26 protein-coding genes are annotated in these 26601 nt (G+C 68.6%); 16 read left to right on the top strand and 10 right to left on the bottom strand.

Translation table 11 applies throughout. The features are described 5' to 3' along the window. Window positions 1-36: 36 nt before the first annotated feature. Window positions 37-444: an arsenate reductase ArsC gene (locus FIV50_RS01795; protein WP_140035929.1), complete on the bottom strand. Its 408-nt coding sequence runs from the start codon at window positions 442-444 to the stop codon at window positions 37-39. Then, window positions 441-1778, bottom strand: coding sequence for an FAD-dependent oxidoreductase (locus tag FIV50_RS01800; protein ID WP_140035930.1), 1338 nt, complete (start codon window positions 1776-1778; stop codon window positions 441-443). Before FIV50_RS01800 ends, FIV50_RS01795 begins: the two co-directional genes overlap by 4 nt. 83 nt (window positions 1779-1861) lie before the next feature. Between FIV50_RS01800 and FIV50_RS01805 the strand changes: the two genes are divergently transcribed. The 3 genes from FIV50_RS01805 (at window position 1862) to nhaA (ending at window position 3748) form a co-directional block, all read left to right on the top strand. After that, window positions 1862-2203, top strand: coding sequence for an ArsR/SmtB family transcription factor (locus FIV50_RS01805; protein ID WP_140035931.1), 342 nt, complete (start codon window positions 1862-1864; stop codon window positions 2201-2203). A gap of 32 nt (window positions 2204-2235) precedes the next feature. Continuing rightward, window positions 2236-2409, top strand: a complete 174-nt coding sequence (locus FIV50_RS17760; protein ID WP_219846239.1) for a hypothetical protein — start codon at window positions 2236-2238, stop codon at window positions 2407-2409. Between the two features lie 64 nt (window positions 2410-2473). Beyond that, window positions 2474-3748: a Na+/H+ antiporter NhaA gene (nhaA, locus tag FIV50_RS01810; RefSeq protein WP_140035932.1), complete on the top strand. Its 1275-nt coding sequence runs from the start codon at window positions 2474-2476 to the stop codon at window positions 3746-3748. Between the two features lie 81 nt (window positions 3749-3829). Here nhaA and FIV50_RS01815 read toward each other — a convergent pair whose 3' ends face one another. The 3 genes from FIV50_RS01815 to FIV50_RS01825 all read right to left on the bottom strand — a co-directional run bounded on the left by FIV50_RS01815 (window position 3830) and on the right by FIV50_RS01825 (window position 8108). Next, window positions 3830-5302: an alanine/glycine:cation symporter family protein gene (locus FIV50_RS01815; RefSeq protein WP_140035933.1), complete on the bottom strand. Its 1473-nt coding sequence runs from the start codon at window positions 5300-5302 to the stop codon at window positions 3830-3832. Between the two features lie 46 nt (window positions 5303-5348). Continuing rightward, a complete protein-coding gene (locus tag FIV50_RS01820) occupies window positions 5349-6356 on the bottom strand; it encodes a LacI family DNA-binding transcriptional regulator (RefSeq protein WP_140035934.1) in 1008 nt (335 codons plus the stop codon). 90 nt (window positions 6357-6446) lie between these two features. Continuing rightward, window positions 6447-8108 (bottom strand): glycoside hydrolase family 13 protein, encoded by a 1662-nt coding sequence (locus FIV50_RS01825; RefSeq protein ID WP_140035935.1) that lies wholly within the window; start codon window positions 8106-8108, stop codon window positions 6447-6449. A 138-nt stretch (window positions 8109-8246) separates the two neighbouring features. Between FIV50_RS01825 and FIV50_RS01830 the strand changes: the two genes are divergently transcribed. Together FIV50_RS01830 and FIV50_RS01835 are read left to right on the top strand one after the other, a co-directional pair. After that, a complete protein-coding gene (locus tag FIV50_RS01830) occupies window positions 8247-8675 on the top strand; it encodes a DUF1761 domain-containing protein (RefSeq protein ID WP_042538072.1) in 429 nt (142 codons plus the stop codon). 202 nt (window positions 8676-8877) lie between these two features. Further along, window positions 8878-10101, top strand: a complete 1224-nt coding sequence (locus tag FIV50_RS01835; RefSeq protein ID WP_258184367.1) for a hypothetical protein — start codon at window positions 8878-8880, stop codon at window positions 10099-10101. A gap of 271 nt (window positions 10102-10372) precedes the next feature. Here the strand turns inward: FIV50_RS01835 and purQ are convergent, their stop codons facing one another. The 3 genes from purQ to FIV50_RS01850 all read right to left on the bottom strand — a co-directional run bounded on the left by purQ (window position 10373) and on the right by FIV50_RS01850 (window position 11937). Then, window positions 10373-11080, bottom strand: coding sequence for a phosphoribosylformylglycinamidine synthase subunit PurQ (purQ, locus tag FIV50_RS01840; RefSeq protein WP_140035937.1), 708 nt, complete (start codon window positions 11078-11080; stop codon window positions 10373-10375). Further along, window positions 11077-11325 carry a phosphoribosylformylglycinamidine synthase subunit PurS gene (gene purS / locus FIV50_RS01845; protein ID WP_140035938.1) on the bottom strand — a complete coding sequence of 83 codons (249 nt, stop codon included), beginning with the start codon at window positions 11323-11325 and terminating at the stop codon, window positions 11077-11079. The genes purQ and purS overlap by 4 nt, the downstream gene beginning before the upstream one ends. 81 nt (window positions 11326-11406) lie before the next feature. Beyond that, on the bottom strand, window positions 11407-11937 hold the full coding sequence (locus FIV50_RS01850; protein WP_140035939.1) for an adenine phosphoribosyltransferase: 531 nt from the start codon (window positions 11935-11937) through the stop codon (window positions 11407-11409). A 267-nt stretch (window positions 11938-12204) separates the two neighbouring features. Between FIV50_RS01850 and FIV50_RS01855 the strand changes: the two genes are divergently transcribed. From FIV50_RS01855 to FIV50_RS01875, 5 genes are all read left to right on the top strand, one after another. Continuing rightward, window positions 12205-13512, top strand: coding sequence for an ABC transporter substrate-binding protein (locus FIV50_RS01855; protein WP_140035940.1), 1308 nt, complete (start codon window positions 12205-12207; stop codon window positions 13510-13512). 162 nt (window positions 13513-13674) lie between these two features. After that, window positions 13675-14763: a carbohydrate ABC transporter permease gene (locus FIV50_RS01860; protein ID WP_140035941.1), complete on the top strand. Its 1089-nt coding sequence runs from the start codon at window positions 13675-13677 to the stop codon at window positions 14761-14763. Beyond that, entirely contained in the window at window positions 14760-15650 is an 891-nt protein-coding gene (locus FIV50_RS01865) for a carbohydrate ABC transporter permease (RefSeq protein WP_140035942.1), read from the top strand. The genes FIV50_RS01860 and FIV50_RS01865 overlap by 4 nt, the downstream gene beginning before the upstream one ends. Before the next feature lie 5 nt (window positions 15651-15655). Further along, complete coding sequence (locus FIV50_RS01870; RefSeq protein WP_181164299.1) at window positions 15656-17086, top strand: GH1 family beta-glucosidase; 1431 nt, start codon at window positions 15656-15658, stop codon at window positions 17084-17086. 56 nt (window positions 17087-17142) lie between these two features. Then, the gene (locus tag FIV50_RS01875) at window positions 17143-18138 is read left to right on the top strand and encodes a LacI family DNA-binding transcriptional regulator (protein WP_140035944.1); all 996 of its coding nucleotides are present in this window, start codon (window positions 17143-17145) and stop codon (window positions 18136-18138) included. A gap of 95 nt (window positions 18139-18233) precedes the next feature. Here the strand turns inward: FIV50_RS01875 and FIV50_RS01880 are convergent, their stop codons facing one another. Continuing rightward, window positions 18234-18788, bottom strand: a complete 555-nt coding sequence (locus FIV50_RS01880; protein WP_181164300.1) for a DUF1266 domain-containing protein — start codon at window positions 18786-18788, stop codon at window positions 18234-18236. Window positions 18789-18903: 115 nt separating this feature from the next. Here FIV50_RS01880 and FIV50_RS01885 point away from each other — a divergent pair, with 115 nt between their 5' ends. After that, window positions 18904-19569: a TetR/AcrR family transcriptional regulator gene (locus FIV50_RS01885; RefSeq protein WP_140035946.1), complete on the top strand. Its 666-nt coding sequence runs from the start codon at window positions 18904-18906 to the stop codon at window positions 19567-19569. Window positions 19570-19603: 34 nt separating this feature from the next. Here the strand turns inward: FIV50_RS01885 and FIV50_RS01890 are convergent, their stop codons facing one another. Continuing rightward, window positions 19604-20260: a GntR family transcriptional regulator gene (locus FIV50_RS01890; protein ID WP_140035947.1), complete on the bottom strand. Its 657-nt coding sequence runs from the start codon at window positions 20258-20260 to the stop codon at window positions 19604-19606. Between the two features lie 174 nt (window positions 20261-20434). On the opposite strand from FIV50_RS01890, the gene FIV50_RS01895 reads away from it, so the two are divergent. Genes FIV50_RS01895 through FIV50_RS01915 form a run of 5 tightly spaced genes read left to right on the top strand, consistent with a single transcriptional unit; the run spans window position 20435 to window position 26593 of the window. Further along, window positions 20435-21712: an NRAMP family divalent metal transporter gene (locus tag FIV50_RS01895; protein ID WP_140035948.1), complete on the top strand. Its 1278-nt coding sequence runs from the start codon at window positions 20435-20437 to the stop codon at window positions 21710-21712. A gap of 4 nt (window positions 21713-21716) precedes the next feature. Further along, complete coding sequence (locus FIV50_RS01900; RefSeq protein WP_140035949.1) at window positions 21717-22481, top strand: LamB/YcsF family protein; 765 nt, start codon at window positions 21717-21719, stop codon at window positions 22479-22481. Window position 22482: 1 nt separating this feature from the next. Beyond that, the gene (locus tag FIV50_RS01905; protein WP_140035950.1) at window positions 22483-23283 is read left to right on the top strand and encodes a putative hydro-lyase; all 801 of its coding nucleotides are present in this window, start codon (window positions 22483-22485) and stop codon (window positions 23281-23283) included. Continuing rightward, on the top strand, window positions 23283-24884 hold the full coding sequence (locus FIV50_RS01910; protein WP_140035951.1) for an urea amidolyase family protein: 1602 nt from the start codon (window positions 23283-23285) through the stop codon (window positions 24882-24884). Before FIV50_RS01905 ends, FIV50_RS01910 begins: the two co-directional genes overlap by 1 nt. After that, window positions 24881-26593: an acetyl/propionyl/methylcrotonyl-CoA carboxylase subunit alpha gene (locus FIV50_RS01915; RefSeq protein ID WP_140035952.1), complete on the top strand. Its 1713-nt coding sequence runs from the start codon at window positions 24881-24883 to the stop codon at window positions 26591-26593. Before FIV50_RS01910 ends, FIV50_RS01915 begins: the two co-directional genes overlap by 4 nt. The last annotated feature ends 8 nt before the right edge of the window (window positions 26594-26601 follow it).

Raw genomic sequence — 26601 nt, forward strand, 5'->3', positions numbered from 1 at the left:
CTCCCGAGGCGCAGTTCTCCTCCCGAGAGGTTGCGATCAGGCCAGCAGCTCGCCCGCGAGGGCCTCGATGCGCTGACGGATGTCGTCGCGGATCGGACGCACGGAGTCGATACCCTGGCCGGCCGGGTCGTCGAGCTTCCAGTCCTCGTAGCGCTTGCCGGGGAAGAACGGGCACGCGTCGCCGCATCCCATCGTGATCACGACATCGGATGCCTGCACGGCTTCGGTCGTGAGCACCTTGGGCTGCTCGGCGGTGATGTCGATGCCGAGCTCGCCCATCGCCTCGACCGCGATCGGGTTGATCTGGTCGGCGGGCATGGAGCCGGCAGAGCGCACCTCGATGCGGTCGCCGGCGAACTCGCGGAGGAAGCCCGCGGCCATCTGCGAGCGTCCGGCGTTGTGCACGCACACGAAGAGGACGGAGGGCTTGGTGGTGGTCGTCATGATGTCTCCAGGGTAAGCGAGCGCGCGGGTTCGGGCGACGTCGACGGAGTCCTGCCGATCTGGATCACGGTCGGTGCGGCGCAGCAGCTTCCGGCATCCGCTTCACCGAAGTCGCCTGATCCACCGCAGACGCCGGTGTCGGGGAGGGCGAGCTCTTTGCGTGCTGCGGCCTCGTGATCTCCGGCCAGCTGTGCGGCGACGCTGCGCACCTGCTCGTACCCCGTCAACGCGAGGAATGTCGGCGCGCGGCCATACGACTTCGCACCGACGATGAAGAGCCCGGGCTCCGGCTGCGCGAGCTCGCGTGCGCCGGTCGCCGACACCGAGCCGCACGAGTGGATGTTGGGGTCGATCTCTGCGGCGATGCCGGCGACGGCCTCGAGGGAGGTGTCGAGGTCGATGCGCAGCTCCCGCAGGATGCCGGTGTCCGGCCGGAAGCCGGTGAGCGCGAACACCCGTCCGACAGCCGCCAGCTCGCGGCCGTCCTCGGCGACGATCGTCATGCCGTCGACCTCAGTGCGGAACTCCGCGACGCGGAATCCCGTGACCAAGTCGACCACGCCCGCGTCGATGACCTTGCGTGCGCGAGATCCCAGCGCGGCGCGCTCCGGAAGCTCGTCGCCGCTGCCGCCACCGAAGACGTTCGCGGCGCTGCCGCGGCGAAGCAGCCAGGTCACGCGGGTTCCCGGTGCCCGGCGAGCCAGCTCGCTCAGGCGCAGCACCGTGTGGGTGGCCGAATGGCCGGCACCCACGACGACGACGTGCTCGCCGGCGAGCTCTGACACGTCGGCCGGGATGCGGTACGAGATGAGGTCGGATGCCGCCCGTTCGCCGACTGCAGGGAAGCCGTCGGCGCCTGCCGGATTCGGCATGCCCCACGTGCCGCTCGCATCCACGACGGAACGGGCGAGGATGCGGGACTCGATTCCGTCGACGTCGACGGTGTGCACGACGAACGGCGAACTCTTGCGCCCTGCGTCGACGACCTTGTCGCGCCCCTGGCGGGCGACTCCTGTGACGGTCGTCGCGTAGCGGATGCGGCCTCCGAGGGCACCCGCGAGCGGCGCCAGGTAATCGCTCACCCACTCCGCCCCGGTCGGGTATCCCGACGCAGGAGCGCTCCACCCCGTCGGCTCGAGCAGGCGACGCGCGGCGGCGTCTGTCAGCTCGGGCCATGCCGAGAACAGGCGCACGTGGCCCCACTCGGAGACGGCGGTCGCAGGCTCGCGTCCCCGTTCGACGACCACGACGTCTTCTCCGCGTTCGACCAGATGTGCTGCTGCGGCAAGGCCCTGCGGCCCCGCTCCGATCACGACGACGGGCAGTTCAGACATCGCATCTCCTCAGATCGAAAATCATCAATATGAAAAGCGTCGCGCACGTATCGAAGAATGTCAATACGTGAGAGTATGGTCGCATGACGCTTCCGGTGACCATCCAGCAGACTTCGTGCTGCGCACCGGGTGCTGCAGCCGCCCTGCCCGTCGCCGAGGCCGAGCGCATCGCGCGCCTGTTCAAAGCTCTCGGGGATCCGACGCGCATCCGCCTGCTGTCACTCATCTCGTCTGCAGAGGGCGGCGAGGCTTGCATCTGCGATCTCACCGATCCGGTCGGCCTGTCGCAGGGCACCGTCTCGCACCACATGAAGCTCCTGTCCGACGCCGGCCTCGTCACTCGCGAGCAGCGCGGCAAGTGGGCGTACTTCTCCCTCGCCGATGGCGCGCTCGACGCGGCGGGCGAGGCGCTGCGACAGGTCTGATTCGTTCAGGCGCCCCGCGGTAGGCTGGTTCTGTGGCCCTTCACTCGATCGCCGGCTCGACGCGCGCTCCGCACGAGCTGCGTTCGGCGACCCCGATGAGGAAGTCGATGCGGGTCGTCATGCACCCGGGCACGAACGGCTGGACCAGCGTCTGGGGCACACTCTCACACGGCGAGATCGCGGGCTGCCCGCCGCCACGCGACTAGATCACGCCTCGATGGGGTGTGGTCTTCCGCGCCGTTCACCCCTTCTCCCGCGTGAGGTCTCTTCGTGTCCATTTCTTCCACCCGTTCCCGTCTCCGTCTGGCTCCGCATGAGCTGTGGCGCGGCATCCGCAACAACGCCCGCAGCGACGTCCTCGGCGGTTCGCTCCTGCTCGCCGCAACCGTCGCTGCGCTGATCCTCGCCAACACGTCCGCGGTGTCGTGGTACGAGTCCGTGCGCGACTTCACCTTCGGCATCCCCGAACTGCACCTCGACCTCAGTGTCGGCGCCTGGGCGGCCGACGGTCTGCTGGCGATCTTCTTCTTCGTCGTCGGACTCGAGCTGAAGGAGGAGTTCGTCACCGGGCGCCTGCGAGACCCTCGTCAGGCAGCGCTGCCGATCGCCGCCGCCGTCGGCGGGGTGATCGTCCCGGCGGTCATCTTCGCCGTGATCAACGCCGGCGACGGTGACGCCCTGCGCGGCTGGGCGATCCCGACCGCGACGGACATCGCCTTCGCCGTGGCCGTGATCGCCGTGGTCGGCAAGTTCCTGCCGCCGGCACTGCGCGTCTTCCTGCTGACGCTCGCGATCATCGACGATCTGATCGCGATCACGATCATCGCGACGTTCTACACCGACACGATCAGCTTCCCGTGGCTCACGCTCGCGCTGCTTCCGCTCGCCGGATTCGCCTTCCTCGTGCAGAAGGGCGTCCGTGCGTGGTGGATCCTCCTGCCCCTCGCCGTCGCGGTGTGGGTCTGCATCCACGCCGCAGGAATTCATGCGACCGTCGCCGGCGTGCTGCTGGGCTTCGTCGTGCCCGTCGTGCCCACCGAGCGTGCACGTGTGCCCCGGGGAGTGGATGCCGAGGGCGAGCCGGTGTACGACGGCCTCGCCCCGCACTTCGCCGATCGCTGGGGAGTGGTCGCGACGCTGTTCGCCGTGCCGGTCTTCGCCTTCTTCGCGGCCGGAGTCACGATCGGCGGCGTCGAGGGACTGCGGTCGGCGCTCACCGACCCGATCGCGATCGGAATCATCGTCGGACTCGTCCTGGGCAAGCCGATAGGCATCCTCGCGACCACCTTCCTGCTCAGCCGCGTGCCGGCGCTGCGTCTCGACGAGACGCTGCGCTGGCCCGACCTGACGGGCATGGCCTTCATCGCGGGAATCGGATTCACGGTCTCGCTGCTCGTCGGCGAACTCGCCTACGGGTCGAGCTCGGTCGCCGACGAGCACGTCAAGATCGGCGTCCTGCTCGGCTCGCTCATCGCAGCGGTCATCGGCGGCGGCATCCTCGCCCAGCGGAACGCCGCAGCACGACGGACGCGACTCGAGGTCTGATCAGGCAGGGGCTCGCGACAGATGAGTCGCGAGCCCCTGTGAGATCGGTGTCCGGCAGCGTCGGCCGGCCTCTGAATCCGCTCAGCCGCGGCGCGAGCGCTGCTCGCCCTGCACCGGGATCGGGCCGGTGACGCTCAGCTCGTCCTCCCAGCACTGGATCCCCGTGACCTCCGGCATGCGCGCCCTCGTGAAAACGGGGTCGAGTCCAGCGCGGCGCTGATCGGAGTAGTCGCGCAGCAGCTTGAACGCGATTCCCGACAGCAGTGCGATCGCGACGAGGTTGACGACCGCCATCAGCCCCATGATGCCGTCGGCTGTGTTCCAGATGATGTCCGCCGAGGCGATCGAGCCGAGGAAGATGATCACGACGACGAGCACGCGGTAGGCGGTGAGGACCGAGGGCTTGCTGCTGATGAACTCGATGTTCGATTCGCCGTAGTAGTAGTTGCCGAGGATCGAGCTGAACGCCAGCAGGAAGATGATGATGCTCAGGAGCACGTTCGACCACTCGCCGAGGTTGCCGACGATCGCGTTCTGAGTGAGGCCGATTCCCCGGGTCGCGTTCGCGAGGTCCGGCGTCGAGACGAGGATGATGAACGCGGTGATCGAGCACACGAGGAACGTGTCGAAGTAGACGCCGAGCGTCTGCACGAGTCCCTGCTTCACCGGGTGCGTCACGGCCGCGCTGGCTCCGGCATTCGGGGCGGAACCGAGTCCGGCCTCATTCGAGAACATGCCGCGCTTGACGCCCGTCATGATGATGGTTCCGAGCGCGGCGCCGACGACCTCGTTGAATCCGAACGCCTGGGTGTAGATCGAGGCGAAGACCTCGGGGAGGCGCTCGAAGTTCATGCCGACGATCACGAGGCCGAGCAGCAGGTAGCCCAGTGCCATCGCCGGCACGACAGCCTGCGTGACGCTGGCGATGCGACGGATGCCGCCGAAGACGACGAGGGCGGTCAGCACCGCGAGCACGGCGCCGATGACCCAAGGGATCCACCCGATCTCGCCGCCGAAGCTCGATGAGATGGTCGCACTGATCGTGTTCGCCTGCAGGGAGCTGAACGCGAACGGGAAGCAGATGATCAGGATCACCGCGAACAGGATGCCCATCCACCGGGCCTTGAGGCCGTGCTGCATGTAGTACGCGGGACCGCCGCGGAAGCCGTCCTTGTCACGCACCTTGAACGCCTGGCCGAGCGTCGACTCGATGAAGCTCGATGCTCCGCCGATGAACGCCATGGTCCACATCCAGAAGATCGCGCCCGGGCCGCCGATGGCGATCGCGGTGCCGACGCCTGCGATGTTGCCCACGCCGACGCGAGACGCCGCTGAGATGGTGAACGCCTGGAACGCCGAGACGGACTGCGGCTCGCCGTTCTCCTTGCGCGGGGTGCGATCAGTGAGAGTGCGGAACATCTCGGGGATCATCCGGAACTGCACGACGCCTGATCTCGCGGTGAAGTAGAGGCCGAGGACCACGAGGATCGGCAGCACCACCCACGTCCAGAGTCCGTCGCCGGCGGAGAGCACGAAGTCGTTGAGCGCGTCCATTGAATCAGTATGACGGGATGCTGCAGGGCGCTGCGGTATTCCGGTTCTAGACGAGTCGCGCAGTCGTCCCGCGGACGTTCAGCTCGTAGGGGAGTTCGGCGGGTATCCCCGTGGCCTCTCCGTCGGCGAGCTTGGCGAGCACGGCATCCGCTGCACGCTCACCCTGGCCGAGAGGGAACTGGTCGACGGTGCTGAGGCGGAAGAACTCGCCGAGCTCATGGCCGTCGATGCCGACGATGGAGAGGTCGTCCGGCACCGCGAAGCCGAGGTCGCGGGCGGCGAGGATCGCACCGATCGCCATCTCATCGGATGCCGCGAACACGGCGGTGGGCCGGGGCCCCGGGCGTCCGAGCAGCTGCTTCGCCGCGCGGTATCCGCCCTCGACGGTGAAGTCGGCGGGTTCGAGGAAAGCGGGGTTGAGGGGGATGCCGGCCTTCGCCAGCGCCTTCTCGAACCCGAGACGACGATTCGTCGGGATGTGGAAGTCGATGTCGAACTCGGGGTTCGCGCCGATGTGGGCGATGTCGTGGTGCCCGAGACCGATCAGGTGCTCGGTGGCGAGCTGTGCGACGGCGACGTCATCGACGGTGAGCGTGTCGAGCTTGGGGTTGGGGCCGCCGATCGCGATCACCGGCAGGCCGAGGTCGAGCAGGTGCTGCGTCTCGTCTGCGTCGAGCTCGATCGACACCGCGATCACGGCGTCGACCCGCTGCCGCCGCAGGAACGTGTCGAACACGTGGCGGCGCACATCCTTGTCGGCGGTGATGTTGTAGAGGGTGATGTCGTAGCCCTCGCGCATCAGCGCGGACGACACCCCCGACAGCACCGTGCTGAAGAACCAGCGGTCGAGAAACGGCACCACCACGCCGATGTTGCGGGTGCGACCCGATGCCAGGCTCGAGGCGCGAGACGACACCACGTAGCCGAGCGCCGAAGCCGCCTCCTGCACGCGCTGGCGGGCCGACTCGGACACGTGGCCCCGGCCGCTCAGTGCGCGCGAGACCGTCGCGGTCGAGACGCCGGCGAGCCGGGCGACCTCATCGATGCTCGCCATGGGATTCCTCTCTGAACCGTTCCGGTCGCAGTTCGTGCCGTCGGCTGGTGCCGTGGGCGGCGCGAACTGCGACCGGAGCGTGATGCGAAGTTACGCCGTGGTGTACCAGACAGCCGTGTCGACCGGCACAGCGCCGCCGTCGAACAGCTGGCTCTGCAGGATCACGAACGCGTCTGCGGGCAGCGGGATCGGCTCGGTGCCCAGGTTGGCGAGCACGTGCACGTCGCCGCGGCGGAATGCGACCGCATCCGCTCCTGCGTCCTCCCACACCAGCGAGCCGCTGCCGAAGCCGTACTCGCGGCGTCCGGCGAGCAGGCGCTTGTAGAGCGCGAGCGTCGAGGCCGGGTCGACCTCTTCGACATCGCGCGAGTACGAAGCCCAGTCGGCCGGCTGGGGCAGCCACGACGCGCCGGTCTCGTTGAAGCCGAACGCCGGAGCATCCGCCTCCCACGGCAGCGGCACGCGGCATCCGTCTCGTCCGTAGCGCTCGCCGTTGGTGCGGAACCACGTCGGGTCCTGGCGGAACGCGTCGGGGATCTCCATCGCCTCCGGCAGACCGAGCTCCTCGCCCTGGTACAGGTAGGCCGACCCGGGGAGAGCGAGCATCACGGTCGTCGCCGCGCGGGCGCGGGCGAGGCCGATGGCGGTGTCGGGCTTGTGCGGGGTGTTCGGGCCGATGCCCTCACCCTGCGGGTTCTCGGCGGTGAGCGCGAGACGCGACGCGTGGCGCACGACGTCGTGGTTCGACAGGACCCAGGTGCTCGGAGCACCGACCGCGCCGAACGCGTCGAGGGATTCGCGGATCACGGCGCCGAGAGCCTTCGCGTCCCACTCGGTCATCAGGTACGGGAAGTTGAACGTCTGGTGCATCTCGTCGGGGCGCACCCACAGAGCGGTCTGCTTCAGCGTCGGCATCCAGGCCTCGCCGCACAGCGCGCGGTCGCCGTCGTATTCGGCGAGCACCTTGTGCCAGTCGCGGTAGATGTCGTGCACGCCGTCCTGACCCCAGTACGGCACGTTCGCCTCGCCGCCGCCCATCGAGTCGGCGTCGGCCGGCGGGGTGTAGTCGGGCAGGCCCTCGGCCTTGATCATGCCGTGAGCCACGTCGACGCGGAAGCCGTCGACGCCGCGGTCGAGCCAGAAGCGCAGGATCGAGCGGAACTCCTCGCGCACCTCTTCGTTGTTCCAGTCGAAGTCGGGCTGCGTCGGGTCGAAGATGTGCAGGTACCACTGGCCCGGCGTGCCGTCGGCCTCGGTGACGCGCTCCCACATGCCGCCGCCGAAGACGGACTCCCAGTTGTTCGGGGGGAGTTCGCCGTTCTTGCCCTTGCCGTCGCGGAAGATGTACCGCGCGCGCTCGGGGCTGCCGGGGGCTGCCTTCAGCGCCTCCTGGAACCAGGCGTGCTGAGCGGACGAGTGGTTCGGGACCAGATCGACGACCACGCGGATGCCGCGCGTGTGCGCCGCGTTGAGCATGGTGTCGAAGTCATCGAGCGTGCCGAAGAGCGGGTCGACGTCGCGGTAGTCGGCCACGTCATAACCCGCGTCGCGCTGCGGGCTCGTCATGAACGGGCTCAGCCAGATCGCGTCGACGCCGAGCTCCTTCAGGGAGTCGAGTCGGCTGGTGATGCCGGGCAGGTCGCCGATGCCGTCGCCAGAGGCGTCGGCGAAAGAACGGGGGTAGATCTGGTAGATGACCGCGGTGCGCCACCACTCGGAACCGGGGGCTGCGATCTGCTCAAGCTGTGCCATGGCATCAGGTTAGTGCAAACGCTTGCAGGTCTGCCACCATTGCGATCGAATCGATTCGGGCGAGCAGTATTCCGCGGCGCTCCGCAGCGACTTGCAGCCCGGGAGTATGCTTCGGGCATCCGACGACTGGAGGCTGTCATGGTTCCCGAGATCAACTATTGGGCCGTTCTGCTCGCGACCGCTTCGAGCATGATCGTCGGCACGATCTGGTACTCCCCGAAGGTGTTCGGCACGCGCTGGTCGAAGCTCGCGAACGTCGACATGGACCGGCCGGGTTCGAGCGCGACGATGGCGATCATCACCACCGTGTTCGTGAGCTTCGCGACGGCCTGGGTGCTGGCCGGAGCATCCGCCATCGCCTGGCACTTCTACGACGGGTCGTTCTTCTGGGCCGCGGTCGTGACGGGTGTGTTGCTGTGGGCCGGATTCACCGCAGCCCGGTTCATCACGCACGATGCGTTCGAGGGGCGCCCGACCGCGCTGACCACCATGAACATCGCTCACGAGCTCGTGACGATCGTGGTCATGGCGCTGATCATCGGGGTCTGGCCGCCGGCGCTCGGCTGACTCGTCGCGGGTCTCGCGGGTCTCGCGGGGTCGACACGCCGGATGCGCCGAAAGACTAGACCTTTGCTCCTTCCGTCGTTACTTCCTGGTATGCCAGCATTTTGGTAGTGGCCTCCTGGTCGCCAGCGGACCGCACTCTCGGGCCGCGGTTCCGACCGAGGGGGTCTTGATGTCCGGTTCGTCGCGTCGATCGGCTCCATGGATGATCGCCGCCGCGCTCGTCGCTGCAGCGCTGGTCGCGGGCGCGACGACCGCAGCCTCCGGTGATGGCCCCGCCGACGACCCCACGGCCGCGCCCGACCCCAGCCTGTCTGTCGCCCTGGCCTACGAGTTCCTCGACGCCCGCGTCGACGAGTTCTGCGATGGCGCCGGGCGCTGCCTCCCTCGCAGCTACGAGGGCGGCTTCTTCACCGACCTGCCGACATGGGACTTCACGCCCTCCTTCGTCTACGACGACGCACTCGTGGTGATCGCGTACACGGCCCGCGGGCTGCCGGACGACATCCGTCGCGCGCAGACCGTCGGCGACACCCTGCTGTTCGTGCAGGAGAACGACCCGATCGGCGACGGACGCGTCCGCACGTCGTACGAGCCGCACGGCATCCGGCAGGGGCGAGTCGAGATCACCGGCCCCGGCACGTTCACGGGCAACCAGGCGTGGACGGGAATGGCGCTGGCGCGTCTCTTCCACGCGACCGGGGAGCAGAAGTACCTCGATGGGGCGGTGCGGATCGCCCAGTGGATCCAGGCGAACACCGCCGACACGGTGCGGGCGCCCTTCGGCTACACCGGGGGTGAGCTCGAGAACGGCTCGTCGCTGGAATGGAAGTCCACCGAGCACAACAGCGACATCGCCGGCTTCTTCACGCAGCTCGCCCAGCTCAGCGGCGACTCCGTGTGGGCCGACCGGGCTGCCGTCGCCGCGACCTTCGTGACGGCGATGCAGAGTGCCGACGGTCACGTCGACACGGGCACGCTGCTGGACGGCTCCACGGTCAACACCCGCCCGATACCGCTCGACGCGCAGACATGGAGCTCGATCGCCACCGGCGACCCGCGCTACGACGTCTCGCTGGACTGGACGCTCGCCAACCTGATCGCCACCGACGGGCAGTACCAGGGGGCGTCGATCAGCGACGCCGACGTGTCGAAGGTGTGGTTCGAGGGATCAGGCCACCTGGCGCTCGCGCTCACGCTGCGCGATGCCGTCGGCGACGCCGACCGGGTGGAGTCGCTGCTGAACAGCATCCGCCTTGCCCAGCGCGATGCGCCCAACGGTGATGGCAAGGGGATCGTCGCGACGTCGACCGACGGCCTCGACTCGGGCTTCGGCGACCTCTACTACGCCAGCCTGCACACCGGCGCGACGGCGTGGTACCTGCTCGCGGCCGCCGGCGACAACCCGTTCAGCCTCCCCGCCGACTGACCGGAGGCTCGGACTTCCGTCGGCTCGGTTGCGTGGCCGATTTCGCACCCCTCGTCCCGATGCGGGGTCAATAACGCATCCGATTCGGGCGTTTCCGGTGCGAAAGTGACCCCGGCTGCGTGCGGGGGTGCGAAAGTGACCCCGGCTGCGTGCGGGGGTGCGAAAGTGACCCCGGCCAGCAATGCGGATGCCGCGGCGACCAGGCACCGCTGCGCTGCTGACGGGCGCTGCTGACAGGCGCGCCTGCGTGCCCTTCGACTGCGGGCGGTGCTTACGCGGCGACGCGGGCGACCGCGGCGACTGCGCTCGTGAAGAAGTCGAGTCCGTCGAGGCCCGAGCGCATCGCGGCCGAGGTGTCGGGTCCGAAACCGGCCTCGGTGGCGTGCTCGGGGTGCGGCATGAGCCCCACGACGTTGCCCGCCTCGTTGGTGAGTCCGGCGATGTCGCGCAGCGATCCGTTGGGGTTGACACCCGCATAGCGGAACGCCACGAGGCCCTCGCCCTCGAGACGGTCGAGCGTCTCTTCGTCGGCGATGTAGCCGCCGTCGGCGTTCTTCAGGGGGATCGTGATCTCCTGGCCGGTGCGGAACCGGTTGGTCCAGGCCGTGTCGGAGTTCTCGACGACGAGCTTCTGGTCGCGACGCACGAAGTGCTGGTGGTCGTTGCGGATCAGGCCGCCGGGCAGCAGGTGCGCCTCGACGAGCATCTGGAAGCCGTTGCAGATGCCGAGGATCGGCATGCCCATGGCGGCCGCGTCCTTGACCTCGCTCATGATCGGCGACAGTGCGGCGATCGCTCCGGCGCGCAGATAGTCGCCGTAGCTGAAGCCGCCCGGCAGCACGAGGGCGTCGACGCTCTCGAGGTCGTGCGAACCGTGCCAGAGGGCGACGGGCTCGGCGCCGGCGATGCGGACGGCGCGCTGCGCGTCGCGGTCGTCGAGCGAGCCGGGGAAGGTGATGACGCCGATGCGCGTGGTCACTCGGCGACCTCGATGCCCACGACGTCTTCGATCACAGAGTTGGAGAGCACCTCGTCGGCGAGGCGACGGGCCTCGGCGAGGATCTCGTCGGTGACCTCGCCCTCGACGGTGAGCTCGAAGCGCTTGCCGATGCGGACATCGGTGAAGCCCTCGACGCCCAGGCGGGAGAATGCGCCGGAGACGGCCTTCCCCTGCGGGTCGAGCAGTTCGGGCTTGGGCATGACATCGACGACGATGGTGGGCATGAACGGCTCCGGAAGTCGCGGGCGGACGGGCGCCACCAGTCTACCGGCTCGAGACTCGCTCGATTCGCGTGGTGATGAGGCTCAGGCGTGGAAGACCGTGTGCAGGTCGCCGATGGCCTCGCGGCCGCCCAGGCCGTCGATCTCGAACAGCACCGAGATGCCGATGACGTGGCTGCCGAGGCGCTCCACGAGCTCACGTCCGGCGGCGAGCGTGCCGCCCGTGGCGAGCACGTCGTCGATCAGCAGCACGCGCGATCCGGCGGGCAGGTCGTCGTGCATCTCGATCGTCGCGGTGCCGTATTCGAGGGCGTAGTCGACGGATGCCGCGGGGCGGGGCAGCTTGCCGGCCTTGCGGATCGGGATGAGTCCCACGCCTGCGGCGATCGCGGCGGCTCCGGCGAGGATGAAGCCTCGTGCCTCGATGCCCGCGACCACGTCGAACTGCCCCGCGAACGGCGCGATGATCGCGTCGGTCGTCGCCTGGAGGGCCTCGGCGTCGGCGAGCAGTGGCGTGATGTCGCGGAAGATGATCCCCGCCTCCGGGTAGTCCGGGATGCTGCGGATCAGTGATTCGGCGCGGACGAGGGCGGGGGAGAGTTCGGTGTCGGGCACTGGTCAAGGGTACGTCGGGTCCGAGCCGCGCGACGATTCGCGGAGGTCCGGACGTTTCACGGAGTGTTCGGCGCCCATCGTCCGCGATCCGTCGCATGATCCGCGAAGCGTCGCCGCCGCGAGGGCTTGACTTCGTGGGAGCGCTCCCATAGAGTCTCTCTTCAATGCATGGGAGCGCTCCCACAGAGTGACCACGGGAGCCCCCGCGCATCGCCCCTGAGCACCACCAGCACCACCCCCGCACTACCCACCACAAAGGAGTGAACTGTGAACACACGTGCCCGCAAGCGGATCCTGACGACAGCAGCCGTCGCATCCGTCTCCGCCCTGGCCCTCGCCGGCTGCGCCTCTTCCGACTCGGGTGACAGCGCCACCGGTGACGAGAAGGTCACGCTGACCGTCACCACGTTCGGCACCTTCGGATACGACGACCTCTACGACGAGTACGAGAAGGCGAACCCGAACGTCACGATCGAGGCGACCAACATCGACACCGGCGGCAACGCCCGCACCGACGCGTTCACGAAGATCGCCGCAGGCTCGGGTCTCAGCGACGTCGTCGCGATCGAAGAGGGCTGGCTCGGCGCCATCATGGACGTCTCCGACACCTTCGTCGACCTGCGTGACTACGGCATCGAAGACCGCAAGGCCGACTGGGTCGACTGGAAGTACGGACAGGCGACGGATGCCGAGGGCCGTGTGATCGGCTACGGCACCGATATCGGTCCGAGCGGCATCTGCTACAACGGCGCAGCTTTCGAGGCGGCCGGACTCCCGAGCGACCGCGAGTCGGTGGCCGAGCTGCTGAACGGCGATTGGGAGAACTACTTCGCGGTCGGCGCCGACTACACGGCGAAGACCGGCAAGGCCTGGTACGACCACTCCGGCTTCGTCTGGAACGCCATGGTCAACCAGCTCGACGAGGGGTACTACACCTCCGACGGCGAGCTGAACGTCGAGGACAACGCCGAGCTCAAGGAGCGCTTCGAACTGCTCGGCACCGCGACCGAGGGTGGCCAGTCCGCCGCCCAGACCGCGTGGGACTGGAACGGCGGCAAGTCGTTCGTCGACGGCACCTTCGCCACGTTCGTCTGCCCCGGATGGATGCTCGGAGTCGTGCAGGGCCAGGTCGAGGCCGGCGGCGGCGATGCTGCGACCGGCTGGGACTTCGCCGACGTGTTCCCCGGCGGCGCAGCCAACTGGGGTGGCGCCTTCCTGTCGATCCCCGAGAGCTCCGAGCACAAGGAAGCCGCGGCCGACCTGGCCGACTGGCTGACGCAGCCCGAGCAGCAGGTCAAGCAGTCCGCAGCCGCGGGCAACTTCCCCTCCACAGTCGAGGCGCAGGAGACGCTCTCTGCGGAGGCGACGCCGAACGCGTTCTTCAACGACGCTCCCACCGGTGCCATCCTCGCCGAGCGTGCGAAGGGCGTCGTGGCGCAGTTCAAGGGCGCCGATGACTCGGTGATCCAGGAGAACGTCTTCGGTCCGGCCCTCAGCGGCCTCGACCGCGGCGAGACCGACACCCAGGGCGCCTGGGATGCCGCGGTCAAGCTCCTGGACGAGCTGGTCGACTGACCCGAGACCTCTCCGGTCGTTGAGCGAAAAGGGCTCACCGCGCGTTTCGTCTCGGTGCTTCGCTCCTCGCTCGACGACCGGGGGTGGCCTCCGCATCCGGTCGTCGAGCGAAGACGACGAAGTCGCCTGAGACGAAACGCGTCACCCGAAGAAGGAACCCTCATGACTCTCACAGTGGAACGCCGCGAGACGGCATCCGAACTGCCGAAGACGAATGCCGCCGGCCGGCGTCCCTGGCGGCACCGCCTCTCGCGGTTCGACCAGAACGCCTCCCCGTACTTCTACATCTCGCCGTTCTTCCTGCTGTTCGGCCTGGTCGGACTCTTCCCGCTGCTCTACACGGTGTGGGTGGCCGTGCACGAGTGGGACCTGCTCAAGGGGCAGGGCGAGTTCATCGGCGCCGGGAACTTCGTCGAGATCCTCGGCGACGCGATGTTCTGGAACTCGATCTTCAACACTCTGAGCATCTTCCTGCTGTCCGCCATTCCGCAGCTCGCGGTCGCTCTGGTGATCGCCTACCTGCTCGACCGCGGCCTCCGCGCTCCGACGTTCTGGCGCATGAGCATCCTCATCCCGTTCGTGGTCACGCCGGTCGCGGTCGCCATCATCTTCTCGAGCATCTTCAACGAGGCCGACGGTCTCGCCAACAACCTGCTCAATCTGATCGGCATCGCCGACCAGGAGTGGAAGCACGACACCGCACTCTCGCACCTGGCGATCGCCGTGATGGTGAACTTCCGCTGGACCGGCTACAACGCCCTCATCCTGCTCGCCGCGATGCAGGCGGTGCCGCGAGACCTCTACGAGTCCGCCGCCATCGACGGCGCAGGAGCGGCCCGTCGCTTCTTCTCGATCACGATCCCCACGATCCGCCCGACGCTGATCTTCGTGATCATCACGGCCACGATCGGCGGTCTGCAGATCTTCGCCGAGCCGCGCCTGTTCGACGTCTCGACCGCGGGTGGCATCGGCGGCAGCGACCGGCAGTTCCAGACGACCGTGTTGTTCCTCTGGGAGCTCGCGTTCTTCCGTCGAGACCTCGGCGAAGCATCCGCCGTGGCGATCCTGCTGTTCCTGCTCATCGTCGGCATCGGAGTGATCAACTTCCTCATCTCGAGGCGGATCTCGACCGGGGACGCCCCGAAGAACCGCGCCGCACGCCGACGCGCACGCACCGCCGCGGCCGCGGCTGCGACGGCCGCCGCTGCCGGCACGACGATCGCCACCACGACAGAGGAGAACGCGCGATGACCGCCACCCAGGCGCTGAGCGTCCCCGAGAAGATCCGCAGGCGGCGAGGCGCCGTCGGCGGAAACGCCGGAATCGGCAGCCGCCCCGGCTTCCTCACCTACGGCCTGCTCGCCGCATTCATCATCGGCAGCGTCTACCCGCTGTGGTGGTCGGTCGTCGTGGCGAGCGGCACCAACTCGACGCGCGGCGAGACCCTGCCGCTGATCCCCGGTGGCAACTTCTTCGCGAACGCCGCCAAGGTGTTCGATGCGATCCCGTTCTGGCTGGCGCTGGGAAACTCGTTCCTCATCTCGGGCATCATCACGATCTCGGTCGTGACGTTCTCGACACTGGCCGGATACGCGTTCGCCAAGCTGCGCTTCAAGGGTCGCGACGGGCTGATGATCTTCGTGATCGCGACCATGGCGATCCCGACGCAGCTCGGCATCATCCCGCTCTTCATGCTGATGCGCGAGCTCGGCTGGACCGGGTCGATCGGTGCGGTCATCGTGCCGACCCTGGTCACGGCCTTCGGTGTCTTCTTCATGCGTCAGTATCTGGTCGACGTGATCCCCGACGAGCTGATCGAGGCGGCGCGCATGGACGGCGCGAACCAGTTCCGCACCTTCCTCACCGTCGGCCTCCCGGCGGCTCGGCCCGCCATGGCGATCCTCGGCCTGTTCACCTTCATGACCGCGTGGACCGACTACCTGTGGCCGTTGATCGTGCTCTCCCCGCAGAACCCGACTCTGCAGACGGCGCTCAGCCAGCTGCAGTCCGGCTACTACATCGACTACTCGATCGTGCTCGCCGGCGCGGTGCTCGCGACCCTTCCGCTGCTCATCCTGTTCGTCATCGCAGGGCGTCAGCTGGTCAGTGGCATCATGGCGGGCGCGGTGAAAGGATGACCCCTATGACCCGTGCTTTCCCCGAGAACTTCCTGTTCGGCGCCGCGACAGCGGCGTACCAGATCGAGGGGGCCGCTTTCGAAGACGGGCGCACCGCGTCGATCTGGGACGCCTTCAGCCGCGAACCGGGTGCGGTGATCGGCGGCGACAACGGCGACGTGGCGTGCGACCACTATCACCGCTACCCGCAGGACGTCGCGCTCATGAAGGAGCTCGGTCTGCAGACCTACCGCTTCTCGACCTCGTGGTCGCGGGTGCGTCCTGACGGCGGCGCGGTCAACGCGAAGGGCGTCGACTTCTACGAGCGCCTCGTCGACGAGCTGCTCGCGAACGACATCCTGCCGTGGCTGACCCTGTATCACTGGGACATGCCGCAGGCACTGCAGGAGACCGGCGGCTGGACCAACCGCGACACGGTCGGCCGCTTCCTCGAGTACGCGGGCACGATGCACGACGCGCTGGGCGACCGCGTGAACGTCTGGACCACTCTGAACGAGCCGTGGTGCTCGTCGTTCCTCTCGTACACCGGCGGCGAGCACGCCCCCGGGCACACGAGCGTCGCCGAGGGGCTGCTCTCGGCCCACCACCTGCTGCTCGCCCACGGTGAGACGGTGCGTGAGCTGCGCGGTCGGGATGCGAGCCTCAACCTCGGCATCACCCTGAACCACACCGTCGCCGACCCCGCCGACCCGACGAACCCCGCGGATGTGGATGCCGCTCGTCGCGTCGACGGTCAGTTCAACCGCTGGTTCCTCGACCCGATCTACCGCGGCGTGTACCCGGACGACATCATCAGGGACATCAGGGCGGTGGATGCCGACGCCGTGGCGCGATTCGCGGATGCCGTGCACGACGGCGACCTCGAGACGATCTCACAGCGCATCGACACGCAGGGCGTGAACTACTACCACGGCGATTTCGTGTCCGGCACGGCGCCGGCGGAGATGCCCGTCAGCGGAGGGCCGGCGACCGGGCGGGCCGCCCGCAGTCCCTACCCGTCGAGCGAGGGCATCTACGCCGTCGAGCGCGGTCTGCCGCGCACCGCCCAGAACTGGGAGGTGCAGCCCGAGGGGCTGACCCGCCTGCTGCAGCGCGTGTGGACCGAGTACGCCCAGCCCGCGGGAACCGTGCTCTACATGACCGAGAACGGCGCCGCTTACGACGACGTCGCGGTCGTCGAAGACGGCGAGACGCGCGTGCATGATGAGGATCGCACCGAGTTCCTGCGTCTGCATCTCGCAGCCGTGCTCGACGCGGCGGATGCCGGAGTCGATGTGCGCGGCTTCTTCTACTGGTCGATGCTCGACAACTTCGAATGGGCGTGGGGCTACGACAAGCGCTTCGGCATCGTGCGCGTCGACTACGACACTCAGGAGCGGAGTCTGAAGGACTCCGGTCGGGAGTACGCTCGCATCATCGCCGCTCGCGCTCTCTGACGCCGGGCGGCGGCAACTGGGAGCATCCGGCCTCGCCGCCGGACGGAGGGAGAGTCGTGTCATCACGAGCGACCATCGAAGAGGTGGCATCGGCCGCAGGAGTCTCACGGTCGACGGTGTCGCGCGTCGTCAACGGCTCGACGGCGGTGAGTCCTGAAGCCCTCGAGTCGGTGAAGCGCGCCATCGAGCAGCTGAGCTACGTGCCCAACCGAGCGGCTCGCTCGCTGGCGTCGAGGCAGACGCACGCGATCGCGCTGATCGTGCCCGAAGACACCACGCGCTTCTTCGGCGACCCGTTCTTCGCAGCGATCGTCGCGGGCATCACGGGTGCGCTCCGAGGCTCGGACTACCTGCTCAACCTGCTCATCGCCAGCGACGACCCCGGCGACAAGATGACGAGCTTCGTGCGCAACGGCGGTGTCGACGGTGCGCTCATCGTGTCTCACCACACCAGCGATGCGTTCATCGACCGGGTCGCCGACGCGGTGCCCGTGGTATGGGGCGGGCGACCGGTGCGGATCCGCGAGGGCGACTACGTCGTCGACGTCGACAACGTCGCCGGGGCCCGCACGGCCACCCAGCACCTGATCGATACCGGGCGCACGCGCATCGCGACGATCTCGGGGCCCGTGACGATGGTCTCGTCGGTCGACCGTGTGCAGGGGTTCCGCAGCGCACTGGCTGACGCGGGTCTCTCGCCGTTCGCCGAAGAGGCGGGTGACTACAGCGAGGTCAGCGGAGCGGATGCCGCCCGCCGCATCCTCGCCGAGGGCCGCCCCGACGCGATCTTCGTCGCCAGCGACCTCATGGCCCGCGGTGCGCTCACCGCGCTCCGCTCGGCCGGCATCCGTGTTCCCGAAGACGTCGCGCTCGTCGGGTTCGACGACTCGTCCGTCGCGCTGAGCACAGACCCGCCGCTCACCACGATGCGGCAGCCCATGTACGCGCAGGGCGAGGCGATGGCCGGAGTGCTGCTCTCACGCCTCGCCGGTCGTGACCCCGCGCACACGACGATCCTGCCGACCGAGCTGGTGGTGCGCGCCTCGTCGTAGCAGCCGTGCAGCGGTTCGGCCCGGCGCGCCAGGGGAACACGGATGCGGACCATACGCCCCTCCAGGTCGGTCCGCATCCGTGAGTCTTCGGACGATCAGCTGATCCGGTACTGGTGCCGGCGCCGAGATAGCTGATCGATGTTCGCAGGCCACGGCAGCGTCGCCCACGGACCGTGGCGCTTCGCCGTCACTGCTGCCGCGAAGTCGGCCCAGACATCGCCGTACTTCTCGAACGATTCCTCGTCGAGGTTGCCGTCGCTCCAGTGCATGACGCGTCCGGCGATGTAGCTCAGGCCGAAGTCGGTCCACGACACGAACGACGGCCGAGTGTCGACGCTGATCCGGTGGATGATGCGACGCGCCTCGGCGACGTCGGCGTACCCGAGCGCCACACCCCAGGTCGCCATCGCCACGGCCTGGCCGAGTGCATATGCGTCGAGGGTGCGGACGTAGAGGTCAGGCGTCACGACCTCCTTACCGACGCGCTTTCGCACCTCCTGCTCGATGTGCGCGATGCCGCGGGAGAACGGTCGCGCGTCGCGCTCGTCTCCGCCCTCGGCGGCGATCGCGGCGAGCCTCGGTGTCGGTGGTGGAGAACAGCTCGGAGGCCGCAAGCCTCGGGGCCGCGCGAACCATCCTGTGGTGCTCATCACACTCCTGAGGGTGAGGCCGGGGTCACTCATAGCTTGAACAACTATTCAGTCGCTAATATATAGCGTCCGGGGGAGAAATCGAAGTCGTCCGATGCTGGGGAGCGGGACACGAATGGCACGTTCAGACGAACACAACCGGGCATCGCGAGAACGGTCTCGCGAAGCCATCCTGCGGGCAGCGATCGAGATGTTCGCCGAGCGCGGGGTCTCGGGTGCGAGCATCGCCGAGATCACACGGCATGCCGGGGTGGCCCAGGGGCTCGTCAGCTATCATTTCGGCGGCAAGGAGCAGCTCGTCGCGGCTGTGATCGATCGTTGGTACGAGGCGCTCTTCGAGATCCCTCAGGTCGAGGGTTCTGCCGATGTCCGTCTCGCGGGGATCATCGACGGTGCGCTCGCAGCCGCTGGCTTCGCACTGCCGCTGCAGCGAGCGGTCTTCGCGATGCAGCAGCAACCCGGCACGCACCGCATGTTCGCCGAGGCGGAGACGCGGTTCATCGAGCAGGCGATCGCGTCGGAGAACGCGGTGCGCGCGATCTTCCGCGAGAGGGGGGCTGCGGATCCTCCGCTCGAGGAGATCATGCTGCGCACCACCCTCGAGGGCGTCTTCATGAAGTACGCCGTCTATGGCGACACCTATCCGCTCGAAGACGCGCGACGCTGGGTGCGCCGCCTCTACGGCCTGCCCGAGCCCGAGGCGCCGCTTCCGCTGACACTCGCCCCGCGCGATCCTGACGCGAGGACGAGGGCCTCCGGGGCCCTGCGCGACGAGGAGTGACCGCGCCGCGGTCGGCCGTCGACCGCTGGCCGTGTCAGCCCAGCTGCATCCGAGCGAACGCACCGAGCACGACGCGCTCCGACTGCACGAGGTAGCGCTCGAGCTCGGCCGCGCCCTCCTGCGCACCGCGCGTGAGGAAGGTGTCGAGCACGGCGCGGTTCTTGCGCACGAACGGCTCGTGGAGCGATCTAGGGTCATCGATCTTCAGGAACGCCAGTCTCAGCTCGGCCGCGAGGTCGCGATAGGTGCGGGCGAGGCGCGGGCTGTCGGCGAGATCGACCAGGGCGACGTGGAACGCCATGTTCGCGCTGCCCACCGCGCGCCAGGTCTCGCTGTCGTCGAGGAGCGCATCGTGGGCGGCCGCCTCTGCGGCGAGCACCGCCTGCTGCATCCGCTGCACCGAGGGGTGCTCGGGCTCGGAGTGCAGAAGCGCCGTGCACTCGATCACCCGGCGTGCGCGGTAGATGTCGATGACGTCGGCGATCGACGGCGAGGCGACGGAGACGCCGCGGTGCGGCACGTGCTCGAGAAGGCCCTGCTCGGAGAGCGCGCGGAACGCCTCGCGCAGCGTGTTGCGCGCGACACCGAAGTGCTCGGCGATGGCCGACTCCGACAGCCGTGAACCGGGGGCGAAGGCTCCGTCGATGATCTGCTGACGGAGCGCATCGGCGAGCATGCCCTGCTGGTTCATGCCTTCATCGTAGGCGGCTGGCCCGGCCGATTGTTCGAGGAGGGAGCACTGACAACATGCGAATGCAACCCGGTCGTAGCACAGCCGAAACAAAGTTGTTGAACAATAATGCTCGATCCGTTCTACACTGGGTGTCACTCGACACCCACCAACGACGATGGGAAATCCCCCGCAATGTCAGAGAACACCGCACCCCCGCTGTCCGCAGAAGACGAAGTCCGCCTCGCCGGAGCGAAGAGACGCGCAGGGCGCAGCGCCGTGATCGGCGCGATCTTCCTGATGGCCACCAGCGCCATCGGCCCCGGATTCATCACCCAGACGGCCACGTTCACCGCGACGATGGGGGCCGCCTTCGCGTTCGCGATCCTCGTCTCGATCCTCGTCGACATCGCGGTGCAGCTGAACGTGTGGCGCATGATCACCTCCTCGGGCAAGCGCGCCGGAGAGCTCGCCAACAGCGCCATCCCCTTCTCGGGTCACCTGATCGCCGTGCTCGTCGTGATCGGCGGTCTGGCCTTCAACATCGGCAACATCGCGGGCGGCGGACTGGGCCTGAACGCCCTGCTCGGCATCGATCCCAAGCTCGGCGGTGCACTCACCGCGGCACTCGCGATCATCATCTTCCTCATCAAGAAGGCGGGCCCGGTGATGGACATCGTGCTCGTGGTCCTCGGCGTCGGCATGATCGTGATGACCGTGATCGTCGCCGTGATCGCCCAGCCGCCGATCGGCGAGGCCCTGCGGCAGACGTTCGTGCCCGACGAGCTGAACTTCGCCACCATCACGACGATCGTCGGCGGAACCGTGGGCGGATACATCACCTACTCGGGCGCCCACCGCTACCTCGACTCCGGTCACACCGGCCCGGAGCACGCCGGCCCCGTGATGCGCGCCGCAGCGAACGGCATCCTCGTCACCGGCATCATGCGCTACGTGCTGTTCCTCGCGATCCTCGGTGTGGTCGCCTCGGGCGTCTCGCTCGACCTGTCGAGCCAGGCGGCGAACCCCGCAGGGCAAGCCTTCGGCGCCGTGCTCGGCGACGCGGGACTGCGCATCTTCGGGGCGATCTTCTGGGCCGCTGCGATCAGCTCGGTGATCGGCGCGGCGTACACGTCGGCGACCTTCCTCTCGACCTTCACGAAGAAGCTCAGGGGCGGCTGGCCGCTGCAGCTGGCCACTGTCGCCTTCATCGTCGTGTCGCTGATCGTCTACCTGTCGATCGGAACGGCGCCCGCTGCGATCCTCGTCTTCGTCGGCGGTTTCAACGGACTCATCCTGCCCATCGGCCTCTCGGTGTTCATGTACATCGGCTGGTTCCGTCGTGATCTGCTGGGCTCGAAGAAGTACCCGATGTGGCTGCTGATCGCCGGCACGGTCGTCACGCTGCTCACCTGGTACATGGGCATCGTCTCGGTCGGCCCCATCTTCGCCTTCCTCGGAACCGGAGCGTGACCCCATGACATCGATCGACCTGAACTCCGACCTCGGCGAGAACGTCCCCGACCGCATCGTCAGCGATGACGAGAGCATGCTCGGTCTCGTGACGAGCGCGAACGTGGCGTGCGGCTTCCACGCGGGCAGCCCCGAGGGCATCCGCGAGACTCTCGCCAACGCGGTGGCCGGAGGCGTCGTGATCGGCGCGCACCCCGGCTACCGCGACTACGAGAACTTCGGTCGCACGAAGGTCGAGATCGACTCGGCCACGCTGCAGGCCCACGTCGAGTACCAGCTCGGAGCACTGATCGGTCTCGCCACCGCCGTCGGCGGAAAGGTCGCCTACGTCAAGCCCCACGGAGCGCTGTACAACACGATCGCGCGCGACGAGAGGCAGTCGAAGGATGTGGTGGCGGCCATCCGCGCGATCGATCCGAGCCTCGTGCTGCTGGGGCTGGCCGGCGGCGTCGTGCTCGACGTCGCCGAGCGCGCAGGGCTTCAGACTGCGGCAGAGGCGTTCGCCGATCGGGCGTACCAGCCCGACGGTCAACTCGTCTCGCGCACCGAGACGGGCTCAGTGCTCCACGATCCCGTCGCCGTCGCCGAGCGCATGGTGCGCCTCGCCGGCGAGGGAGTGATCCGCGCGGTCGACGGCACCGACGTGCCGGTCAGTGCGCAGTCGATCTGCGTGCACGGGGACAGCCCCGGTTCGGTGGCCATGGCGGCCGAGACCAAGCGGATGCTGCAGGACGCGGGCATCACGATCGCGCCGTTCGCGGGCGTCTGACATGACCGTTCTCGCGACCGCCGGCCAGCTCGCCGATGCGCGTGCGGCGCGTGCCGCCATCCGCGCAGGGCTCTCCGAGCCGACCAGCGGGGTCGCGGTCGGACTCACGCAGGCGAATCTCATCTCCGTGCCCGCGGACTGGGCCTTCGAGACACTGCTCTTCGCACAGCGCAACCCGAAGCCGTGCCCGGTGCTCGAGGTCATCGAGCAGGGAGAGGTCGAGTCACGGCTCGCGCCGGGCAGCGACATCCGCACCGACATCGGTCGGTATCGCATCTGGCGCGACGGCGAACTGGCCGAAGAGGTCACAGACGCGACGGCAGCCTGGGCGGAGCATCCGGATCTCGTCTCGTTCCTCATCGGATGCAGCTTCACGTTCGAATCCGGACTCCTCGAGGCGGGCATTCCGATCCGTCATCAGGAGCTCGGCCGCAATGTGCCGATGTACCGCACCACCGTGCCCTGCGTTCCGGCGGGCCGTCTGAGCGGTGAGATGGTCGTGTCGATGCGCCCGATCGCGGCCGACCGAGTGGCGGATGCCGTGCAGATCTCGGGCCGGACCCCCGCGGTGCACGGTGCTCCGGTGCACATCGGGGATCCGGCATCCCTCGGAGTCCTCGACCTGGCCCGGCCCGACTTCGGAGACGCCCCCGAGATGCGCGACGGAGAAGTGCCGGTGTTCTGGGCGTGCGGCGTCACCCCACAGGCCGCGATCATGGCCTCGAAGCCGCCGTTCGCCATCACGCACGCACCGGGCTACATGTTCATCACCGATGTGCCGGATGCGGAGTACATCGTCTGATGCGCATCCTCACCGCATCCGATCATGCGCTTCTCATCGAGGCGACCGACCTCGACGAGGCGATGCGTCTGAACCTCGCCTGGGACGAGGTGCGCGGTGTCGTCGAGCGCATCCCCGGCGCTCGCACCGTGCTCGTGCGCTTCGATCCGCTCGTCGTCTCGGCCGCCGACCTCGCAGACGTGCTCGCGGCGACCGAGATCGACACCGCCCACCTGCCGACCACCGGTGAGGTCACGGTGCCGGTGCGATACGACGGCGAGGATCTCGACGAGGCGGCGTCCCTGCTGGGAGTGTCGGCGTCAGAGCTCGTGAACCGCCACCTCGCTGCCGATTGGAAGGTCGCCTTCTCGGGCTTCGCCCCCGGGTTCGGCTACGTGGTGAGCAGCGATCCGCTGTTCGACGTGCCCCGGCGCTCGTCACCCCGCACCCGCGTGCCTGCGGGATCGGTGGCGCTCGCCGGAGCGTTCACCGGCGTGTACCCGCGAGAGAGTCCGGGCGGATGGCAGCTCATCGGTCGCACGGACGCCCTGATGTGGGACATCGACCGCGACCCGCCTGCCCTGCTGTCGCCCGGCACGACCGTGCGGTTCGAGAGCGTGCGCGAGCAGGTCGTGATGCCGGCACTGGTGTCGGAGAACGCAGATGAAGCAGCCGACACCCGGCGCGGCGCCGATCGACACGCCGCCGCGGCAGCGCCGACTCCGGGTTCTCCAGCACCCGCCGCGGTCGAGATCGTGCGTCCGTCACTGCAGCTCCTGGTGCAGGATGCCGGTCGCCCCGGCTTCGCGGCGCTCGGCGTCTCGGCGTCAGGGGTCGCCGATCGTCGCGCGATGCGCGACGCGAACCGTGCAGTGGGCAATGCGTCCGACGCCGCCGTGCTCGAGAGCGTCGGGGGTGCGGTGCTGCGCTTCCGTGGTGCCGGGGTCGCCGCTGTCGCGGGTGCCGTCGGCTCTCTCGCACTCATCGATGCCGGCGGCGTGACGCGTCAGATCGACCACGGCGTGCCCTTCGCCACGGTCGACGGCGACGAGCTCACCCTCGGACACCCCGCCAGTGGACTGCGCTACGTCATCGCCGTCCGTGGCGGTGTGGCCGCAGAATCGGCGCTGCACAGCCGCGCGAGCGACACCCTCGCCGGTCTCGGGCCAGCGCCGCTCGCCGCGGGCGACGTGCTCGGTGTGGGCGACTCGGCACCGCATCCCGTCGAGCCCGAGACCACACCGCGGACGCTCCCTGCTCCCGGCGACCTCGTCGACCTCGAGATCACTCTCGGTCCGCGTGACGACTGGTTCACGACCGCAGCGCTCGCGGGCCTCACCGGCCAGGAGTGGACGGTGACGCCGCGCTCGGATCGGGTCGGCATCAGGCTCGAGGGCGCCGTGCCCCTGGAGCGGTCGGTCGGTGGCGAGCTGCCCAGCGAGGGAGCAGTCACCGGCGCGATCCAGGTGCCTCCGGACGGTCAGCCCGTGCTGTTCCTGCCCGATCATCCGCTCACCGGCGGATATCCGATCATCGGTGCTCTCACCGATCGCAGCCTCGACCTCGCCGGCCAGCTGCCGCCCGGCGCGCGAGTTCGTTTCATCGTCAAGGAGACCTCATGACCAAGGTGCTGATCGCGAACCGCGGAGAGATCGCCGTGCGCGTCATCCGCGCCTGCGCCGAAGCCGGATACACGTCGATCGCGGTCTATGCCGACCAGGATGCCGACGCGCTGCACGTACGACTCGCCGACGAGGCCCTGGGCCTCGGGGGAGACACGGCTGCGACGACCTACCTCTCCATCGATGCGCTGCTCGCTGCGGCGCGGAAGAGCGGCGCGGATGCCGTGCACCCCGGCTACGGATTCCTGTCGGAGAGCGCGGAGTTCGCGCGAGCGGTCGAGGGCGCCGGTCTCATCTGGATCGGACCCTCGCCCGACAGCATCGACGCGCTCGGCGACAAGATGACCGCGCGCCGGATCGCGCAGCGCGTCGGAGCACCGTTGGCGGCCGGCACCGACCAACCGCTGGCCGGCCCGGCAGAGGCCGTGGCGTTCGCCGAGCAGCACGGGCTTCCGATCGCCATCAAGGCTGCATTCGGCGGTGGTGGGCGAGGTCTCAAGGTGGTGCGGGAGCTCTCCGAGGTTGCCGAGGCCTTCGACGCCGCGACCCGTGAGGCGATCGCCGCGTTCGGCCGCGGCGAATGCTTCGTCGAGCGGTTCCTCGAGAGCCCACGCCACATCGAGGTGCAGGTGCTCGGCGACGGGCTCGGCGGCATCGTGGTGGTCGGCGACCGCGACTGCTCGATGCAGCGACGCAACCAGAAGCTCATCGAGGAGGCGCCGGCTCCGGGGCTGTCGAAAGATCAGCGCGCGCGGTTCCATGACGCGGCCAGGGCGATCTGCGCCGAGGTGCAGTACCGCGGTGCGGGAACCGTGGAGTTCCTCCTCGCCGCTGACGGCACGATCTCGTTCCTCGAGGTGAACACCCGGCTCCAGGTGGAGCACCCGGTCACGGAGGAGGTCACCGGCACTGATCTGGTGCGCGAGCAGTTCCGCATCGCCTTCGGCGAGGGGATCTCCTTCACCGAGACCCCGACACCGACGGGGCACGCGATCGAGTTCCGCATCAACGCGGAAGACCCCGGTCGCGGCTTCCTGCCGAGCCCCGGCCGCGTCGCGTCACTGCGCATCCCCGGTGGCCCCGGGGTGCGGTGGGACAGCGGGATCGAGGCGGGCGATGTCGTGCAGCCTGCCTTCGACTCGATGATCGCGAAGCTCGTCGTGCACGCCGACAGCCGTGATGCGGCACTCGTGCGGGCGAGACGGGCGCTGCGCGAACTCGAGGTCGGGGGCCCGGCGACCGTCATCCCGTTCGATCTGCTCGCGCTCGACGACGAGGCCTTCGCCACCGAGACCTTCGCGGTGCACACGCAGTGGATCGAGAGCACGTTGCTGCCGCGCTTGGAGCCACAGCTGCGGCCGGCCCCGGCTCCGGATGCCGCTCTCCAGCGCTTCCCCGTCGAGATCGACGGACGCCGCGTCGTGCTCGGGCTGCCGGTCGGTCTGCTCGCCGGACTCGGCGGGCTGGCGGATGCGGGAGCAGAGCCGTCGACATCCGATCCGACCGAGCTGCGCTCGCCGGCGCCCGGCACGCTCGTGCGCTGGCTCGCCGACGACGGTGCGAGCGTTGCGGAGGGTGACCCGGTGGCCGTACTCGACGCGATGAAGATGGAGACCACGGTCGCAGCTCACCGCACCGGCGTCCTGTCGCACCGGGTCGAGCTCTCCGCGATGGTCGCTCCCGACGCGGTCCTCGCGATCATCGCCTGAGCGCGACT

The sequence above is a fragment of the Microbacterium foliorum genome, assembly GCF_006385575.1.
Taxonomy (GTDB): domain Bacteria; phylum Actinomycetota; class Actinomycetes; order Actinomycetales; family Microbacteriaceae; genus Microbacterium; species Microbacterium foliorum_B.

Coding starts and splice junctions, on each gene's coding strand:
- FIV50_RS01795 (WP_140035929.1), bottom strand. CDS start 444: ATGACGACCACCACCAAGCCCTCCGTCCTCTTCGTGTGCGTGCACAAC.
- FIV50_RS01800 (WP_140035930.1), bottom strand. CDS start 1,778: ATGTCTGAACTGCCCGTCGTCGTGATCGGAGCGGGGCCGCAGGGCCTT.
- FIV50_RS01805 (WP_140035931.1), top strand. CDS start 1,862: ATGACGCTTCCGGTGACCATCCAGCAGACTTCGTGCTGCGCACCGGGT.
- FIV50_RS01815 (WP_140035933.1), bottom strand. CDS start 5,302: ATGGACGCGCTCAACGACTTCGTGCTCTCCGCCGGCGACGGACTCTGG.
- FIV50_RS01820 (WP_140035934.1), bottom strand. CDS start 6,356: ATGGCGAGCATCGATGAGGTCGCCCGGCTCGCCGGCGTCTCGACCGCG.
- FIV50_RS01825 (WP_140035935.1), bottom strand. CDS start 8,108: ATGGCACAGCTTGAGCAGATCGCAGCCCCCGGTTCCGAGTGGTGGCGC.
- FIV50_RS01830 (WP_042538072.1), top strand. CDS start 8,247: ATGGTTCCCGAGATCAACTATTGGGCCGTTCTGCTCGCGACCGCTTCG.
- FIV50_RS01835 (WP_258184367.1), top strand. CDS start 8,878: ATGATCGCCGCCGCGCTCGTCGCTGCAGCGCTGGTCGCGGGCGCGACG.
- purS (WP_140035938.1), bottom strand. CDS start 11,325: ATGCCCACCATCGTCGTCGATGTCATGCCCAAGCCCGAACTGCTCGAC.
- FIV50_RS01860 (WP_140035941.1), top strand. CDS start 13,675: ATGACTCTCACAGTGGAACGCCGCGAGACGGCATCCGAACTGCCGAAG.
- FIV50_RS01865 (WP_140035942.1), top strand. CDS start 14,760: ATGACCGCCACCCAGGCGCTGAGCGTCCCCGAGAAGATCCGCAGGCGG.
- FIV50_RS01870 (WP_181164299.1), top strand. CDS start 15,656: ATGACCCGTGCTTTCCCCGAGAACTTCCTGTTCGGCGCCGCGACAGCG.
- FIV50_RS01880 (WP_181164300.1), bottom strand. CDS start 18,788: ATGAGCACCACAGGATGGTTCGCGCGGCCCCGAGGCTTGCGGCCTCCG.
- FIV50_RS01885 (WP_140035946.1), top strand. CDS start 18,904: ATGGCACGTTCAGACGAACACAACCGGGCATCGCGAGAACGGTCTCGC.
- FIV50_RS01890 (WP_140035947.1), bottom strand. CDS start 20,260: ATGAACCAGCAGGGCATGCTCGCCGATGCGCTCCGTCAGCAGATCATC.
- FIV50_RS01895 (WP_140035948.1), top strand. CDS start 20,435: ATGTCAGAGAACACCGCACCCCCGCTGTCCGCAGAAGACGAAGTCCGC.
- FIV50_RS01900 (WP_140035949.1), top strand. CDS start 21,717: ATGACATCGATCGACCTGAACTCCGACCTCGGCGAGAACGTCCCCGAC.
- FIV50_RS01905 (WP_140035950.1), top strand. CDS start 22,483: ATGACCGTTCTCGCGACCGCCGGCCAGCTCGCCGATGCGCGTGCGGCG.
- FIV50_RS01910 (WP_140035951.1), top strand. CDS start 23,283: ATGCGCATCCTCACCGCATCCGATCATGCGCTTCTCATCGAGGCGACC.
- FIV50_RS01915 (WP_140035952.1), top strand. CDS start 24,881: ATGACCAAGGTGCTGATCGCGAACCGCGGAGAGATCGCCGTGCGCGTC.